Annotated in this window: 12 protein-coding genes; 8 read left to right on the forward strand and 4 right to left on the reverse strand. The window is 40.7% G+C overall.

All coding sequences use genetic code 11. The annotated features are described in order from the left end of the window. Positions 1-417: 417 nt before the first annotated feature. Positions 418-1,182 (reverse strand): substrate-binding periplasmic protein, encoded by a 765-nt coding sequence (locus KHS79_RS09990; RefSeq protein ID WP_212718635.1) that lies wholly within the window; start codon positions 1,180-1,182, stop codon positions 418-420. 126 nt (positions 1,183-1,308) lie between these two features. After that, a complete protein-coding gene (locus tag KHS79_RS09995) occupies positions 1,309-2,535 on the reverse strand; it encodes an EAL and HDOD domain-containing protein (protein ID WP_027707419.1) in 1,227 nt (408 codons plus the stop codon). 378 nt (positions 2,536-2,913) lie between these two features. Here KHS79_RS09995 and KHS79_RS10000 point away from each other — a divergent pair, with 378 nt between their 5' ends. Beyond that, positions 2,914-3,279 carry a hypothetical protein gene (locus tag KHS79_RS10000; RefSeq protein ID WP_212718636.1) on the forward strand — a complete coding sequence of 122 codons (366 nt, stop codon included), beginning with the start codon at positions 2,914-2,916 and terminating at the stop codon, positions 3,277-3,279. Positions 3,280-3,308: 29 nt separating this feature from the next. Here KHS79_RS10000 and KHS79_RS10005 read toward each other — a convergent pair whose 3' ends face one another. Continuing rightward, on the reverse strand, positions 3,309-4,286 hold the full coding sequence (locus tag KHS79_RS10005; protein ID WP_212718637.1) for a LysR family transcriptional regulator: 978 nt from the start codon (positions 4,284-4,286) through the stop codon (positions 3,309-3,311). Between the two features lie 138 nt (positions 4,287-4,424). Here KHS79_RS10005 and KHS79_RS10010 point away from each other — a divergent pair, with 138 nt between their 5' ends. The 7 genes from KHS79_RS10010 to KHS79_RS10040 all read left to right on the forward strand — a co-directional run bounded on the left by KHS79_RS10010 (position 4,425) and on the right by KHS79_RS10040 (position 15,289). Continuing rightward, the gene (locus KHS79_RS10010) at positions 4,425-5,630 is read left to right on the forward strand and encodes a multidrug effflux MFS transporter (protein ID WP_212718638.1); all 1,206 of its coding nucleotides are present in this window, start codon (positions 4,425-4,427) and stop codon (positions 5,628-5,630) included. Positions 5,631-5,917: 287 nt separating this feature from the next. After that, positions 5,918-12,178 (forward strand): transporter substrate-binding domain-containing protein, encoded by a 6,261-nt coding sequence (locus tag KHS79_RS10015; RefSeq protein WP_233468367.1) that lies wholly within the window; start codon positions 5,918-5,920, stop codon positions 12,176-12,178. A gap of 118 nt (positions 12,179-12,296) precedes the next feature. Further along, on the forward strand, positions 12,297-12,812 hold the full coding sequence (locus KHS79_RS10020) for a chemotaxis protein CheX (protein ID WP_027707415.1): 516 nt from the start codon (positions 12,297-12,299) through the stop codon (positions 12,810-12,812). A gap of 2 nt (positions 12,813-12,814) precedes the next feature. Further along, positions 12,815-13,201, forward strand: a complete 387-nt coding sequence (locus KHS79_RS10025) for a response regulator (RefSeq protein WP_027707414.1) — start codon at positions 12,815-12,817, stop codon at positions 13,199-13,201. A gap of 72 nt (positions 13,202-13,273) precedes the next feature. Next, positions 13,274-14,209, forward strand: a complete 936-nt coding sequence (locus KHS79_RS10030) for a sensor domain-containing diguanylate cyclase (RefSeq protein WP_094789398.1) — start codon at positions 13,274-13,276, stop codon at positions 14,207-14,209. Positions 14,210-14,334: 125 nt separating this feature from the next. Continuing rightward, positions 14,335-14,871, forward strand: a complete 537-nt coding sequence (locus tag KHS79_RS10035; RefSeq protein ID WP_212718642.1) for a hypothetical protein — start codon at positions 14,335-14,337, stop codon at positions 14,869-14,871. A 10-nt stretch (positions 14,872-14,881) separates the two neighbouring features. After that, positions 14,882-15,289 (forward strand): phnA protein, encoded by a 408-nt coding sequence (locus KHS79_RS10040; protein ID WP_212718643.1) that lies wholly within the window; start codon positions 14,882-14,884, stop codon positions 15,287-15,289. Position 15,290: 1 nt separating this feature from the next. Here the strand turns inward: KHS79_RS10040 and KHS79_RS10045 are convergent, their stop codons facing one another. Beyond that, complete coding sequence (locus KHS79_RS10045; protein WP_212718645.1) at positions 15,291-15,773, reverse strand: SUF system Fe-S cluster assembly regulator; 483 nt, start codon at positions 15,771-15,773, stop codon at positions 15,291-15,293. Positions 15,774-16,045 lie beyond the last annotated feature (272 nt).

Genomic DNA, 16,045 nt, shown 5'->3' on the forward strand with positions numbered 1-16,045 from the left:
ATAGGCACCTTCGACTTATATACTCTTAAACGTATTTTAGCTAAAAGAAGGCGAATAGTATCGCTTACTTTATGTTAACTAATTATGAAGAAATATATGAAAGGAATTAGGTGATAAGTAGGTTTACTGAAAGAAAGGAAGTGTTTGCCATCCTTGGCTAACGGAAAATAATAAGCTTTATAATGTATGGAAATATAGCCTTTGCGAATCAGTTTTATGTGCGCTATCCATAGCGCTCACCCTAATGGGCCAGCGAAGCTGTTCTAATGTGTTCCCGACACATTAGTAGGGTTTGTCGCTGGCACTCTTGACCACCAAGGACGGTGGGAGTGTAGTTTATGCAGGCGCATTTGACAGCCGCCCCTAAAAATCCTTCGCTGTGGGTATAGTAATAATGTGTTATGTTTTTACAGAGTATTAATTGATGCCATATTTAGTGAGTATTTCTTGATATTTTTCAGTTGTTTTGAAAGCACTCAGTGCCTTATTAAACTTCTCCATAAGTTGTAAACCACGTGTATCGTATTTATTAAACATTAAGTGAAGTTGTGCATGATTAAATGGCTTTTTTAGTGTAGCAAAACGTTGCTTTGCATCAGGGAATTTTTTAAGTAATAAATTCCAACCAACTAATTCTGCAAGTGGTAAAAAATCGTGCTTTCCTGCAGATAGCTCAGTAAAAGCAGTTTCTTCATCTTTGGCTAGGCTGACCTGTAGGTTGGCTGCACGTAACTTGTCTTCGTCTGCGTAGCCATTAGGAATTACCATACGGTATTGAGTAAAGTCTGACAGGGACTGCCAGTTATGAGGAGGGGATTGAATATTTTCTTTTATATAAAAGAAAACCGTATTAGAGTCTGCTATGGGGTCAGAAAAAGCGAAGTGATTTTCCCGCTTTTTATTTCGATAGTAAGGGTAAATTGCCCTGACTTTACCGTAGCGTAAATGAGCTTCACAGCCACGCCATTTCATAAACTTTATTTTGGGTGTAATTTGCAGTTGGGTTTCTAACGTTCCTTTAATTATTTCAGTGATAAAGCCATTGCCGGGTTTTAATTCTGTTACATAGGGATCCCATTCACCTGAGGCTAACTGAATGGTATCGCTTTGGTAGCTATAACAAGCGAGCGGGAAAAGAAAAAAAAAGAGACCTAACAACGTATTTCGTAGCGAACAGCACATACTACAGCTCTCCTTTGTTAAGCACTTAAATATTTTTATTAATGTGTGCTGTTTCGGATAATACGTATACAGAGAGCAGTTTTCTATAAAGGTGTTAGAATAATTTGTAATAAAAAGTAATCAAGATTATGGCCTGCTGGCTACATGTAACCATTGGTTTGTTTCTTGAATCGCGTTGACGTAAGCCTGATTTAAGTCTGCAAGACCTGCTTGAATTGAGTCCAGCGTTGACATCTGAATGTAGTCCCATAAAGCTTGTTGATAGTAAGAAACCGCTAAAATAGTTTGTCCAAGCTGGCCTTCGTAATTAAGGATGGCTGATTTCAGCTTGGTATCGATGGGTAATTTTTCGAGGACATCAGCCTTGGGCTGATCAAAAAAAGCGTCGATTAGGGACAGTAATCCTCCTAAGAAATAAGACGCTGAGGGTACGTTTAAATGGTGTTTGGCTAACCATTCACACATACTGGCTCGGGTTAATGCCATTTGACAAAGGATAGAAGGCTTTTCTTGTAAATCGCTTAACGATAATAAAGTGACAAAATTACGTACTCGATCAAGGCCCAGTTGTAGTATGGCTTGCTTTATGGACTCAATTTCTTTGCGACGACGGTATAAAGGGCTGTTTACCCACTTTAATAGTTTGATAGAGAGTGTAGGATCTTGCTTTATAATTTGTTCAATATCATCGATTTTACAGTTAGGATCTTGTAACTGTGCAATCAGGTTCATTACTGCTAGAGCGCTAGCATTAAGTTCTTTGCCTGATAAAAGTTGGGGTTTACTGAAGAAAAAGCCTTGAAATAGTGAAAAACCTAAGGATTTACAAAAATGAAACACCTCATGATCTTCAATTTTTTCGGCAAGCAGGGTAATGTCATAAGGCTTTAATTGTTGTATTATTTGTTCAATTTCATTTGGGCTTAAATGTAGTACATCAACTTTCACAATATCCACAAGTTTAAGTAGAGGCGATAGACGCTCTGTATCAATCACATCATCCAGTGCAAGTGTGAAACCTTGTTTTTTTAAGTCAGCTATGGATGCCAGCACAGCATCATCTAATGGCACTGTTTCGAGTATTTCTATAACTGTATTATCTGGTGATAAAGAAGGTGGGTTGAGTAGCCAAAAACGCGTAAAATTAATAAATGCTCGACTATTATCAGTAATTTCTTCAAGGGTAAAGGTTGTTAGTAAACGATCAATCAATCGAGACGTTGATTTGTCGCCACTAATATCTGTAGGGCTTAGGTGGGCATCTCGAAATAATAGCTCATAGCCTTGAATTCGATAGCTTGTATCAATGATAGGCTGGCGTGCCATTAATATTTGTGCTGCTTCTTCATTCATACTACTAATCTCTAATACACGAAAAACTATAGCACATGAGGATTTTCAGTCTGGATAATGTGATCAGCAAGGGACAAGAGGTATCAAATTTGACTTTAAGCTTGCTGTTAATAGCTATAACCAAGACGAAGGGTTTTAGCTGAGATTCTCTGGCCTGTTAAAACTGGCCTCTCGAAAAAGAGTGCAGAATGGTATAGCAGTGCTGTTTGGTAATGTTATGGAATAAATCCTAGCTATACTATTTACAGGCACCCATTAAATGAGCATGTTCTTCAGTTTTGCAGTAACCAGGGGGGGTCATATACAGAAAGCACCTCATCAATGATGTAGGGGGGGGAATCAACAGTCCATTAGGGTGTGTGGCAAGGAGCTAAGAATATGACGACATTTCGTGAGTACTATCAAGAGCCACCACCTACGGGTTTGGAGGAAGCGGGAAGTATTCGTTACCCCACAAAAAATGAAATGGAATCACTCTTTGATCAATTTCAGCACTTGCCTAACCATCAAGCCCGGCAGCAGTTTCTGCAGCAAAATTTTCCCTACCACTGGCTACCTGATGATATTCTAGAGTGGTTGGTTGATGAGTGGCGGTATCGTCTTCCACCTGAACATCCTCTATTAGAAGCCTTCATGAATCCTAAGATCGACTGGCAGCAACTGGCTACCTTGGCTCGATCCCATGGTTTTAATCAGTTTTATGATCAACTGATGACGCTCCTTAGTTATCACCCTAAAAAATAGCGTAGTTTTATGTGTCAGTGGTTTTGTTTTCACTTTCCTTTCTGGTCAAAATTTAACGTTGATGCCTGATCTTCACGAATATGCCGATAAAGCATTTCACGTAGCCACTTATGACCTGGATCACACTCGTAGCGCTGATGCCAAGCCAACAGGTAGGTAACCGTATCCAATGCAATGGGTAGGGGGAGCAGTGTGAGTGGATAATTTTGAACAGCATGCCGGGCAAAAATCTGCGGGCAGGTAAACACTAAATCACTTTGTCGGGCGATTTCCAGTGCGGCGTGAAACTCGGGCACCTGAACAACGATCCGCCGTGATTTGTTTTGCTTCGCTAACGTGATATCCAGTGCCCAGCGGTCATGTCCTTCGCAAGAAGCCTGAACATGGGAGAGTGCCAGGTAATCTGATATCTGCCACGATGCTTTGGATAAAATAGGATGGCCTTTGCGAACCAGACATACAAAGTTATCTTCTAATAGATGTTCAAATTTCACTCCATGGGGGAGGGGATCTTGTTGATGTCTGGAGTCAGTGGCATTTTCTCTCGCAGTAATACCAAGATCAACTTGTCCCTGTGCAAGTCCCTGAAGTGAGTGCTCAGACCAGTCTTCGAAAGTTAACAGCATATTTGGGGCTGCTTGCATTAAGGGAGCAAAAAAGCTCGGCAAAAAGAGCTGGTAGGCACTATCTAGTGTGACAATCTTAAAATCTCGTTGAGTTGTTGCGGGATCAAACTTGGGTGGCTGAATAAGTTGCTGAATATCTTGTAGTGCACTGGCAAGCTGGGGTTGCAGATTTTCAGCTCGGGGGGTGGGGCGCAAGCCATGGGCTGAGCGGATAAACAAGGGATCATCAAAGAGATCACGGAGCCGAGCCAGGGTTTTGCTCATAGCAGACTGTGAGACATGAAGGCGTTTAGCGGCTTTGCTGACACTTTGCTCTTCAAGTAACACTTGAAGATTAATTAGTAAGTTCAGGTCATATCGTGATAGTTTATCTAGCTTCATGGCTATGATATTCCATGGTGGAAATATTACCTTGAATATTAGTCATTTGAAATCATATCTTAATCATACTAAAGTGAACGCGCAACCACCTCGTGTGAGTTGATTTTTTTAACCTCTTTCTGCTTAAAATACTGCAACATGAAGTCTAAAGTTGTAAGTCAATTTTTTATAGCGGCCCTCGTGCCGCTTGTTTTATTTGGGCCAATGGGTATTGATATTTATCTGCCCTCAATGGCATCACTCGTTAACTATTTCCATACCAATACCAATCAGGTGCAATACACACTAAGTGTATTTTTGTTTACGGTGGGTATTGGTCAGCTGGTTGTCGGTCCATTGTGTGACCGTTTTGGTCGGCGCCCCATCGTGCTTGTTGGAATTGTCTTGTATTTGCTCTGTAGTCTGGCGGCTGCATGGGCACCAACGATTAACTGGCTGATTACCGCGCGAGCGATACAAGGTTTAGGCAGCTGCTGTGCGTCTGTTGTAGCCTTTGCTGTCGTTCGAGATGTGTTCTCTGCTGCACAAGGCGCTAAAATGTACAGCTACCTCAATGGTTGTGTTAGCGTCGCACCAGCACTTGCACCTATGCTGGGGGGCATTCTTGCCACACAGTGGGGTTGGCAAGCAAGCTTTTATTTTCTTGCGGGCTTTGCGGCTCTGGTAGGGGTGATGGTCTGGTTCTGGTTAGATGAAACTCGGCCCAGTGATACTGCCAAGGTACATTGGCATTGGCGACCTTACTGGGAAATCCTTCAACATCGTCGCTTTCAGTTCTATTGCTACTGCTGTATGGTCGCACTGGGCATGATTTGTAGTTATGTTTCAGTAGCCAGCTTTATCATGATTGAAACATTAAAGCTGACCCAAATTCAGTTTGCTCTTTGTTTTGGGGCGAATGCATTGGTCATTATGGCTTCTAGCTTTTTACTTGCGCCTAAGCTGATGACCTATTTGGGGCGCCACCGTTGTGTTATGTTAGGCTGCTTGTTGATTGTTATAGCAGGTCTGCTCATGCTGCTTGGGTTTATAATCCATGGTACAACGTTACTAGGATTTTTATTACCAGTGATGCTCGCTGGTTGTGGTTTTTCTTTAATACTCGGTTCAGCTGCGAGCTATGCGTTAGCCCCCTTTGGTAAAAGTGCGGGTACTGCTTCTGCGACGTTGGGCTGCTTACAGATGGTGATGGCGTCAGTGGCAAGTATTATCACGGTGCAGATGCCATTCTCACATTTGATGTCACTGTCACTGGTGATGATTACTTTAGCGATAATTCCATTACTATTAAGTAAAAGCTGGCTAGGTCATGCATTTCCAGTAGAAAATCATAGCTGCGCATAAATTATTGTTTGACAGAATGCCTTACCATTAAACCGTACTTTTATTCGTGAGTACGGTTTTTTTTTGCCTTATTGAATGGGCAGAAATCACTCCTTTCAAAAAAACGAAAGCTCATTTATTAATTCAATGGCTCCAGCTATTACTTCGGCAGTGAGAAGGGAATCTGGCTATAATTTAGCCATATGCCAAGCATATAGGATAAGGCTACAGACCAAGCCATTATTTGATTAAAAGAATGCTGGCAACATACATCGACTCATCAGGGTATTCCTGAGGCAGTGAGTTTAATGGTTTTTTTTCAGCAATTAAGCAAGCTTCGTGATTACTTACACTGTATAAAACTGATGCGGTATATTTACCTGTGGCTATGGCTGATTCAATGTTGCACCTTATTACTATTATCTTCCTCATTGGTTTTGGCCGCAGAACCCATTTCGCTTCACCATGTAAAATTAAAGATTAATGGTCCTCACCAGTTTGCTTATGCAGGGTACTATGCTGCCATTGATAAAGGTTATTTTCGTGCTTTTGGCTTGACGGTTTCTATCGAGGCGGGGGATTCAGATCACGATGTTATTAACCTGGTGAGTAATCAGCAAGCAGAGTTTGGTGTTGCAGGCGCTAAACTCATTCAAGCACGGCTAGCCAATAAGCCAGTATTATTATTGGCCAATATATTCAAGCAAACTCCGAAAGTGATTGTTTTACAGGGGGCTGATAAATCACCTCAAGCATTAAAAGGTGGGCAATTGGCCGTTGCAAATCCCTATAACCTCGACTTGGTAACACGCGTTTTTTTGTATCAACAGGGTATACCTCTTGATCAAGTCAAACTGGTTGTTGAGCCAAACCCTTTACAAGCGTGGCTGCAGGGAAGAATTTCAGGATTTACCTCAAGATTAGATCAACTTGCGGATGTGCAAGCGTTGGGTATTCCTCACACAGTACTCCATATGAGTGAATGGGATGTACATTTTTATGAGGGAAACTTGTTTACATCAGAAGCTTATGCTGCCAAACACCCGCAGTTGGTGAGAGATTTCATCGCAGCTTCACTTCGGGGTTGGCAATATGCGTTAAAGCATCCTGAAGAAATGGCACAGCTCATCCAGCGGCACTATTCGCCTGAGCTGAGCACTAAAAAACTGCAACAGCAGGCTGAAGCGCTAAAAGATATTATTTTAGAAAAAGGGGAGCTTGAGGTTGGTAATGCAGACTGGGGAGAATTACGAAAAATGGGGCGTGCCCTTTTGGCGATGGGGGTGTTCGGCTCAGATGTACAGTTAAATGAAATGCTATTTGAGAGTTTGCAGGGCAAACAAGTGCGTCTTGCATCATTGGAATGGCCTCCATTTGTAGGAAAAACGCTGCCAGAGAATGGTCTAACATCAGCTATTGTCGTTGATGCTTTTGCGAAAGTGGGGTATCAAGTTAAAGTTGATTTTTTACCGTGGACTGAAGCCGTACGACGTACGGCAAATGAAGAATATGATGGTTATTTCCCGGAATATTATGATCCTGAATTAGCCAAGCGTTTTATTTACTCCAAGCCTGTTGGCCAAAGTTACGTTGCGCTTGCTCAACGTAAAGCCTACCCCATTCATTGGCGCATTATTGATGATTTAGAAAAATATCGTATTGGAGTTGTTGAAGGATATTTAAACCATCCATTATTGGATAGAAAAATTTCGTTAGGTGAAGTTGAGACGTATAGCAGTTTAGATGATGCAAACAATCTACAGGCGTTGTCAAAAGGGTTTGTTGATGCCAGTGTGATTGATCCTGCAGTGTATTATTATTTAATGCAAACACATCCCGAGTTACGTGGTGATAAAGAACTATTGGAAATTAACAGGCGTTGGTTGGGCTCTCAGCAACTGCACATTACCTTTGCAAATAATGCGCGGGGAAAACAATTAAATAAAACTTTTTCTCAAGCGTTTTCAGCCGCGACAGCGGCTAAGGAACAACTGGCGTACATCACTCAATATCAACATCAATATCCCATTCTAACACAAGCATTACTGAGCTTGGAGGCAAGTACCAGGCAGCGCCAGTTAGAAGAAATAAAGCTGTCACCAGAACAGCGAAACTGGATTAAAAAAAATCCAGTTCTCAGCGTTCCTTTGGTTGATAATCAGCCACCGTTTGTATTTAAAAATCAGTCAGGAAAATTTCAGGGGTTCATCGTAGACTATATTACACTGTTAGCAAGTAAAATTGGCCTACGTGTTAAGTTTTTTCCTCATGATTCTTTAATGTTATTACGTCAGCAGTTTGAGCAGGATAATTACTCGTTGATGATCAGTGATGTTCCTGGTTTATTAGCAACGGATAACGCTTTGTTCAGTCCGATTATACTTGCGGATCAATGGGTGCTGGTAGGGCATAGAGAAAAAAGATCGTTGAGTCAATTAGAGGATTTAGAAAAAAAAGTGGTAGGGGTCGTAAAGGAAACTACAGCATATCATTTACTGGCTGAAAAATATCCGCTAACTGAATGGAAGGTTTTTCAAGATGCTCAGACTTTATTGAATGCGGTGAGTAAGCAAAACGTTGATGCTGCTATTTTACATGAAGCGACGTTTAATTATGTCACTAGAAATTATTGGTTGCCGGATATCAGTATCACGGGTAAGCCGCAAATAAAAGCATTGAAAAATAGCACCTCTTGGCTATTCATTGTCTCTGAAAATGAGCCAACGCTATTTGATATTATCAACGAGGGAATGCAACAAATATCACCTGTTGAAGTGCAACAGCTACAACGAAAGTGGATAAAACTTCCAAGACTTGAACCAAGTTCAAGAATGAAATTGGTTTTAACGGATGAGGAGTTACAATGGCTTCGTAAACATCCATTAATAAGAGTTTCCAATGAAACCGATTGGCCACCTTTTGATTATGCAGAAAATGGTGTACCAAAGGGTTACTCTATTGACTTGATGAATTTACTGGCTAAGCACTTAGGTCTTCGGTTTGAGTATATTACAGGGCCTCCATGGCAGCGCTTTTTGGAGATGATACGTAGCCATGAGCTGGACTTATTGCATACAGCATTTGTTTCTCCGGAGCGTGAACAATATATGCTGTTTTCACAGCCTTACCTTATTTTACCCATGGCTGTTGCTGCAATTGATAAAACGCAAGTACAGCAAGCCATGCAAATAAACCTTATGCAGCAGCGAGTGGCCATTGTTAAAGGCTATAACTACGAGCGTACGTTAAGGGAATATTTTCCTGAGGCTGAACTGGTTTCTGTCAGTGATCCGGTAAAAGGGTTACAAGCGGTATTGTTTAATGATGCAGACATGTATATGGACTCCAAGCCGGTACTGTATTACTTGCTGGAGCGGCATAATATGCATCAGTTGCAAGTTGTGGATACGCCTAGCAGTGTCAATATTGATAATGATGAGTTAACTATTGCCGTCAGAGATGATTGGCCAATATTAAGAAATATAATAAATAAAGTGTTAACGAATATTTCTGATGCAGAAAAAAAGGTGCTCAGTAGTCGTTGGTTACAATCTACCGTGACAGCGCAGCAACAAACAGTACAGCTTACACCCGAAGAGCAGGAGTGGCTAAAAAGTAATCCGGTATTAAAAGTCGCGAATGAGACAGACTGGCCACCCTTTGACTTTTATGATGATGGCAAACCGCAAGGATTATCGGTTGACTATATAAATCTATTAGCCAAAAAAATAGGCTTTACTGTTGAGTTTATTACAGAATCATCTTGGAATAAATTACTAAACCAGGCTTATGAGAACAGCTTGGATATTCTGGTTAATATTGTTAAAACTCCTGAGCGCAGTGAGCATCTGTTATTTAGCAAACCCTATGCAAAGCTACCCAACATATTAATTAGCCGCCAAGAAAATAATTATCAGGCTTTGCAGCAGCTTAAAGGTAAAGTGCTAGCATTTCCCGAGGGGTTTTATGTCGGGGAATTTTTAAAAAAATCTTTTCCTAAAATAAAAATAAGACTAACCCATAGTAGCCGTGAAGCGTTAAAGCTGGTGAGTACTGGTGCGGTGGATGCAACCATAGAAAGTGGTGCTGTAGCAAAGTATTTAATAGAAAAAGAAGGACTAACAAATCTGGTGCTTGCGAATAACGTGCTGGAGCTTGATAAGCGGCATGAAGCTTTACACCTTGCCGTGAATAAAAAAAATAAGATTCTGTTAAGTATACTGAATAAAGGAATAAGCGAGTTAAGCCTTAATGAAGTACAGGAAATTAATGCAAAATGGATCGGTGATTATTCTCATGCTGTAATGGAAGGTCTAAGGTTAGACTTATCAGCTGAAGAGAAGAAGTTTGTCGCTAAAAAACGTCCAGTCAAGTATTGTATTAATAAGCATTGGCAACCCGTTGAGTTTGCTACCCCAGCGGGAGAGCATACAGGGATGACAAAAAACTATTTACAATTAATTACTGAAAGGACGGGTTTACGTTTTTCTCTGGTGACCAGTAAGGATGACATGAATCCATCTTGTGATGTGTTGATAGCCGCGATGGATTTACCTTCATTGCGAGATAAGTATAACTTTACACGGCCACTATTTCGTTTGCCATTAGTTGTTGCGGTTAGGCTGGAAAAATCCTTTATTGATACTAGCTCTTTACAGGGGTTACATATTGGTGTGATTGCGGATAACCTAACAAAGGAAATTTTGCAAAAAAATAATCTGGATATTCATATTACAGAGTACGAAACAGTTGAAAAAGGTCTTAAAGATGTTGTTTCAGGTGATATCGATGGTTTTGTGGATGATCTCGCTGCAATTAGCTATTGGCTGCAAAAACAGCGTGCTCATGAAATTAAAATAGCTGGTAGGCTCGATATTGAAAAGGTAGTGAGTATTGCAGTCAATAAATATTACCCTGAATTACTGAGTATCCTAGATAAAACGATAGAAACGTTTACAAATCAGGATCAAGAGCAGATTTACAATCACTGGATGAAGGTTACCATGGAGGAGTATGTTGACTATGGTTTACTATGGAATGTCCTGCTCATTGTGGGAGGAATTATCATTGTGATTATTTGTTGGAATAGAAAAATTACTACACTCTACCGACAGCTACAGTATAAATCTAATCAAATTGAAAACCTGTTACATAACTCTGGTCAAGGGTTCTTAACCTTCAATGATCAACTCCTTGTAGAGCCTCAATATAGTATCGAGTGTGAAAGAATTTTACATTGTGTTCCTTCGGGTAAGAAAATAACATCATTGCTACCATTGGCTAATGATGTGGAAGTGAGTTTGTATGAACGCGTACTTACTCGACTAAAAGGGACGGCTAATCCTCTTAAAAGAGAGGTACTGCTTTCTCTATTACCATCAAGCTTTTTGATAGCAGGTCGCTTTATTGCTGCAGAGTACCGTTATGTGCAAGAAAAGATCATGATGATCTTGACGGACATTACTGAAGAAAAAAAGCTACAGGAAAATCTCGAAGAAGAACGGCGAAACCTTGAATTTGTAGTATCAATTTTAACCGACGGTCAGGATATATTTTATTTATTAGATGAATTTGAACAGTTTATCGTTAATTTACAGCAGCTATATGCATCCTCAAAAGCGTTAGCATTGAGTGTAAATGTGAGACAGGTGTTGCAGGAGTTTCATACTTATAAAGGAATATTTTACCAGTATGGCTTTAAACGATTACCCGATGCTATTCATGAAATTGAACAAAAAATTATAAACTTGCCAGATAAAAAGGACTATAAAAAAGTATTAGCTCAGGTTGCTGAGAGTGATCTAATGAAGTGTTTGGATCAGGATCTTAATATTGTGCGCCGAATGTTTGGTGAGGCTTTTCTTGTCAATAAGGGGGGCGTTGTTATTGGTAACCAGCAATTAGAAGCGTTGGTGAAAAAGGCAAGGCAAGTGTTAACAGATGGCACAGATACAGCAAAAATAAAGGCGCTTGTGGGTTGTGCACTCAATATGAAAGTTGTTGATTTGCATAGTATGTTAGCGGCTTATGAAAAAACAGTTCAACGCTTGGCAAAACGTTGTGCCAAAGAAGTAAGGTTTGTGTTAGTGGGTGAGTCGATAACGGTTAATCCTGATCGCTTTATTAAGTTAATCCATAGTTTGATTCATTTATTTCGAAATGCAATTGATCATGGCATTGAAGCTCCTAATGTGCGGCTGGAAGCTGGCAAAGATGCTTGTGGTGAAATACTCTGTACATTAGCGGTACAAGAAGATTTGTGTTTTATCACAGTGGCAGATGATGGGGCAGGTATTTCCGTTACATCGTTACGTACTCAGTTACAAGAGCGATATATAGGACGTGTAGTAGAATTTGCAAAAATGGATCAGGCTGAATTATTACCGTTTATTTTTGAACATGGTATCACAACATGTTCAAGTGCTGATGAAATATCTGGTAGAGGTATTGGTTTGGCAGCAGTAAAAGACGTCGTGGATGAGCTAGGTGGTACCATTGAAGTCTCAAGTCAACAAGGAAAAGGGACTCAGTTTAAAATTACTGTTCCTCTTCGACAGGATGATACATAAAGGTATCTTTGTTGCGCTAATGAGTGGGTTATTACCTGCATTTATAAAAAGTAAAAAGATATGAATACATGCTTGAGATGAAGTGAACGGTGTAAACTTCAGGTCGAAGGGTAATTATATGACAAAGCCATTGGATATAGGCCATGTAATGGTGCTCATTGCCAATCGAGCGAAAGAGATACTGGTTGATGAAGCTGCTATCGAAGTACAAAGAACAGAGTTTGTATTGGAGGATGTGCAGCTATTAACGCTGCGTGACTATACTTCAATTTTAAGTATGGGTGGCCCCGTCAACATGATGATTGCATTTAGTTTTGATGTGTCACTACTGCATTACTTGATGGACTGTTTTATGTCTGGTATTGACTTTCCGCCTGAAGAGAAAGAAGTGTATCTGGAAGAAACGGGGAGTGATTTGTTGAATACAATTATTGGTAATTGTACTGCACTTCTTGGTAGCAAAGAGCTTGTTCATTTTTCTCCTCCAGTTGCATTTTCAGGGGGTAAAAGTCTTGTTAAGCATCGTCATGCACGGTTCTATCGGACCTCTTTACACACTCAGTTTGGGGATTTAGTGATTATCTGTGTTGGACCTAAGGATATGTTTGATCAATATTTAAACTATCTGGAGTGAGTATGACAGGGTTGCGGGTGATGGTTGTGGATGACTCGCTCATTACCATCAATAAGCTAACTAAAATGTTGACAGAATTAGGCTATGAGGTAGTCAGCCAGTGTCGAAGTGGGGCGGTGGCCGTAGCAAGTTACCCCAAAGTCAAGCCTGACATAGTGACGATGGATATTACCATGCCTGATATGGATGGTATTGAGGCAACCAAGGCGATTATGGCCAGTTATCCTCAAGCTAACATTATAATGGTAACCTCCCATGGCCAGGAACAGATGGTACTTGAGGCGATTGATGCTGGAGCACAAGGCTATGTGTTGAAACCGGTAAAAGAAGTTCGGCTGCAGGAAGTAATTCAAAAAGTCCTGAAAAACGACAGTGATGATGAAGAGTAATTAAATTGCTGTTGTGCTAAAAAAGGTGTGCATGGTGTTCAGTCAGTAAGGTTTGATAACGGTAATTCGTCCATGCTGGATGATAGTATTTTTGAGGCATTGTTTGATGCAATTCCATTTGGAATTTATGTGGTTGATGCAAATTACCGCGAGGTTGTTTATGTCAATCATGCATTTAAACAAGCTGTTGAGCACAAGCCCGGTTTAAAATGTTGGCAGCAAATTTACCAGCAGGATCAGCCCTGTCTTTTTTGTAAGATTCCTGAACTGGTTGATGGCTCTGGCAAACCCAATGGTAAAGTAGTTGTTTTTGAGTACTTTAATGACACCAATGATTGCTGGTATCAGCTGCAAGAAAGTGCGATGATTTGGCATGATGGAAGAGTGGTAAAATACTCAATCTCTGTCGATATTAGTCAACTCAAAGAGGTGCAAAACTCATTAGCAGAAGCTCATGCTGAATTAGCCTTAAAAAATCGTGAGCTGGAAAGACTCGCTAATTTAGATCGCCTTACTTCATTGAATAATCGTTTGAAGCTCGATGAAATCCACCATCAAGAAGTTCAAAGAGCAGAGCGCTTTAATCACCCTTGCTCAATTATGTTAATAGATCTTGATAATTTTAAAGAAGTAAATGATCAGTATGGTCATCAAATGGGGGATAATGTTTTAGTTAGTATTGCTGGGTTGTTGAAAGCAAACTTACGAAAAGTGGATACCGTGGGTCGCTGGGGTGGGGAAGAGTTTTTAATTATTTGCCCTGAAACGAGTACTCAGCAGTGTGCTTTTCTTGCAGAAAAGCTACGTCGTGCGCTGGAAAACTTCAACCATGGTCCTATGCAATGCACGGGTAGTTTTGGTATTACAGGTTACATTTCGGGTGATCGACCCGAAACAATGATAAAACGTGCAGACAATGCGCTTTATTTAGCAAAACATGCTGGGCGAAATTGTGTGCGTGTCATTGATTCCAATAATTTAATTCCCCTTCGCGAAATCCCTGGCTAGTCACCTATTAGCGGCTATCAATTGTTGACTATGCGACAAGTTACCCCTGAACAGAATAGCAATGTGATTTAATTGGTTTTTCTATCTTTCCCAAACGCTGGGAGTATTTTGGTTAGGAGCATCAATTGAAAATATCGAGTTTTTTTTTCGGGCTAATGATCTTGTTCAGTTCCAGTATATTTGCTTCTTCCACTGATTTATCCTTGTCTTGTTATCAGTCAAATAATACCAATGAGGTCATTGAGTGTTTAGCAAAGGCCATGGTGAAAGCGACTGTCACAGGTGATTTTACCGAAGCGGCTGCTTACATTGATCCTGATACCTTAAGTGCGTTGCAGCAACAGTGGCCATCGTCACGTGAGCAACAAGGTGTTTGTCGGCAGTTAAGCGTTAAACCTTGTCAGTGGCCTACGTCAGGTGAAGCATTACTCGTGTGGTTAGCCAAAAGAACCTTGGAAAAAAAGCCTTGGCAATATCATACTCTCAAGGTTATTAGTACATGGCATAATGATCATCAGGCACAAGTCAGTATAAAGTGGCTACCAGCAACGAATGTAAAAAGCGCGTCAAATGTCGTTAATGTTGAATTAACTTACAAAAAGCAACAGTGGTATCTCTTGTTACCGAGTGCTATGGTCCATACATTGATATCATTAGAATAGATCAACTACTATGGCAAAAGGTTTCCAAAGGGATGTGCTGAGAAAACAGCAGCTGGAAAACTTCACAAGGGAATTAGTGCGTCGTTACAGTGCGCAGTGTGAACTTTGTGGAGCACGAAAAACGAAACTGATGGTATTTGAAGTTCCTCCAGTATCGACTGAAATTGACATTGAGCACTGTATTTTACTGTGTGAAACTTGCTTGCAGCAGATCAGTCATCCCAAACTTCGTAATATAGATCACTGGCGTTGTCTTGCGACTGCGGTATGGAGTGAGCACCTTGCTGCTCAGGTCATGGCCGTCATGTTAACGCGCTATTTTGCTAAGGAATATGACTGGGCGGCCAATTTGGAAGACACATTGTACCTTTCCCCTGAAGCAGATCAGTGGTTATCAGAAATAGAGTCCTTTGTATGAACTAATCAGTGTTGATTGGCAAAGGCTCTACAGGCGTGGTATGTTGCGAAGCTTCCAATGTTACCGATTGACTGGAAGTGGCTGAGCTGTTGATGCTGGTGAGTTTTACCTGTTTAAGGGTTAAATACAGCTGTTGATTAATCTGTTGCCAAGGGGTTTTTAATTGGCAATGAGATGATAGCTCACATTGACAGTGGGCAGTGGCTTTAGCGCATTCGGTTAACGCAATAGGGCCGTCAATCGCTTCAATAATATCCGCAATCGAAATATTATCGCCTGATCTTGCCAGAAGGTAACCGCCTCGAGCACCTCGAACTGAGGTGACAAGCTGATGCTGCACCAGATATCTTAATAACTTTCGCACTGTAGCCCGTGGAATTTGCGTATTATCAGCAATGGCTTCCAGGCTGATAAGGTTAGCCTGCTGTTGTAGATGATGCGCAATAATCAGCGCGTAATCGGCTAAGCGGCTGATACGAAGCATATTTTTACCCTTCTTTGTCCTGAGCATCACTGACAACGCTGTCAGCCCCAATAGTGAGTTACAGTCTGCATCACCCTCCTTGAGTAGGAGTAAAGCTTTACTGATAGACTATTCTATACCAAATTAGTATTGATTTTAAATTGATAGAGGATTACGCTGTAAACATAAAGTTTACTATTTTAGTATGGTATTTGGTTGATAAGGGTAGTTGAGGGAAGAACATGCTTTTGAATAGGCATGAGTTGCTACGTTGACTATTGTTTAAAGACGCA

This window comes from Zooshikella ganghwensis, from assembly GCF_018263875.1.
In the GTDB taxonomy this organism is placed as follows: domain Bacteria; phylum Pseudomonadota; class Gammaproteobacteria; order Pseudomonadales; family Zooshikellaceae; genus Zooshikella; species Zooshikella ganghwensis.

Excerpts from the sequence above, each read along its gene's own strand:
- KHS79_RS10030 (WP_094789398.1), top strand. The coding sequence starts at position 13,274 with ATGCTGGATGATAGTATTTTTGAGGCATTGTTTGATGCAATTCCATTT.
- KHS79_RS10010 (WP_212718638.1), top strand. The coding sequence starts at position 4,425 with ATGAAGTCTAAAGTTGTAAGTCAATTTTTTATAGCGGCCCTCGTGCCG.
- KHS79_RS10015 (WP_233468367.1), top strand. The coding sequence starts at position 5,918 with ATGGTTTTTTTTCAGCAATTAAGCAAGCTTCGTGATTACTTACACTGT.
- KHS79_RS09990 (WP_212718635.1), bottom strand. The coding sequence starts at position 1,182 with ATGTGCTGTTCGCTACGAAATACGTTGTTAGGTCTCTTTTTTTTTCTT.
- KHS79_RS10025 (WP_027707414.1), top strand. The coding sequence starts at position 12,815 with ATGACAGGGTTGCGGGTGATGGTTGTGGATGACTCGCTCATTACCATC.
- KHS79_RS09995 (WP_027707419.1), bottom strand. The coding sequence starts at position 2,535 with ATGAATGAAGAAGCAGCACAAATATTAATGGCACGCCAGCCTATCATT.
- KHS79_RS10045 (WP_212718645.1), bottom strand. The coding sequence starts at position 15,773 with ATGCTTCGTATCAGCCGCTTAGCCGATTACGCGCTGATTATTGCGCAT.
- KHS79_RS10005 (WP_212718637.1), bottom strand. The coding sequence starts at position 4,286 with ATGAAGCTAGATAAACTATCACGATATGACCTGAACTTACTAATTAAT.
- KHS79_RS10020 (WP_027707415.1), top strand. The coding sequence starts at position 12,297 with ATGACAAAGCCATTGGATATAGGCCATGTAATGGTGCTCATTGCCAAT.
- KHS79_RS10000 (WP_212718636.1), top strand. The coding sequence starts at position 2,914 with ATGACGACATTTCGTGAGTACTATCAAGAGCCACCACCTACGGGTTTG.
- KHS79_RS10040 (WP_212718643.1), top strand. The coding sequence starts at position 14,882 with ATGGCAAAAGGTTTCCAAAGGGATGTGCTGAGAAAACAGCAGCTGGAA.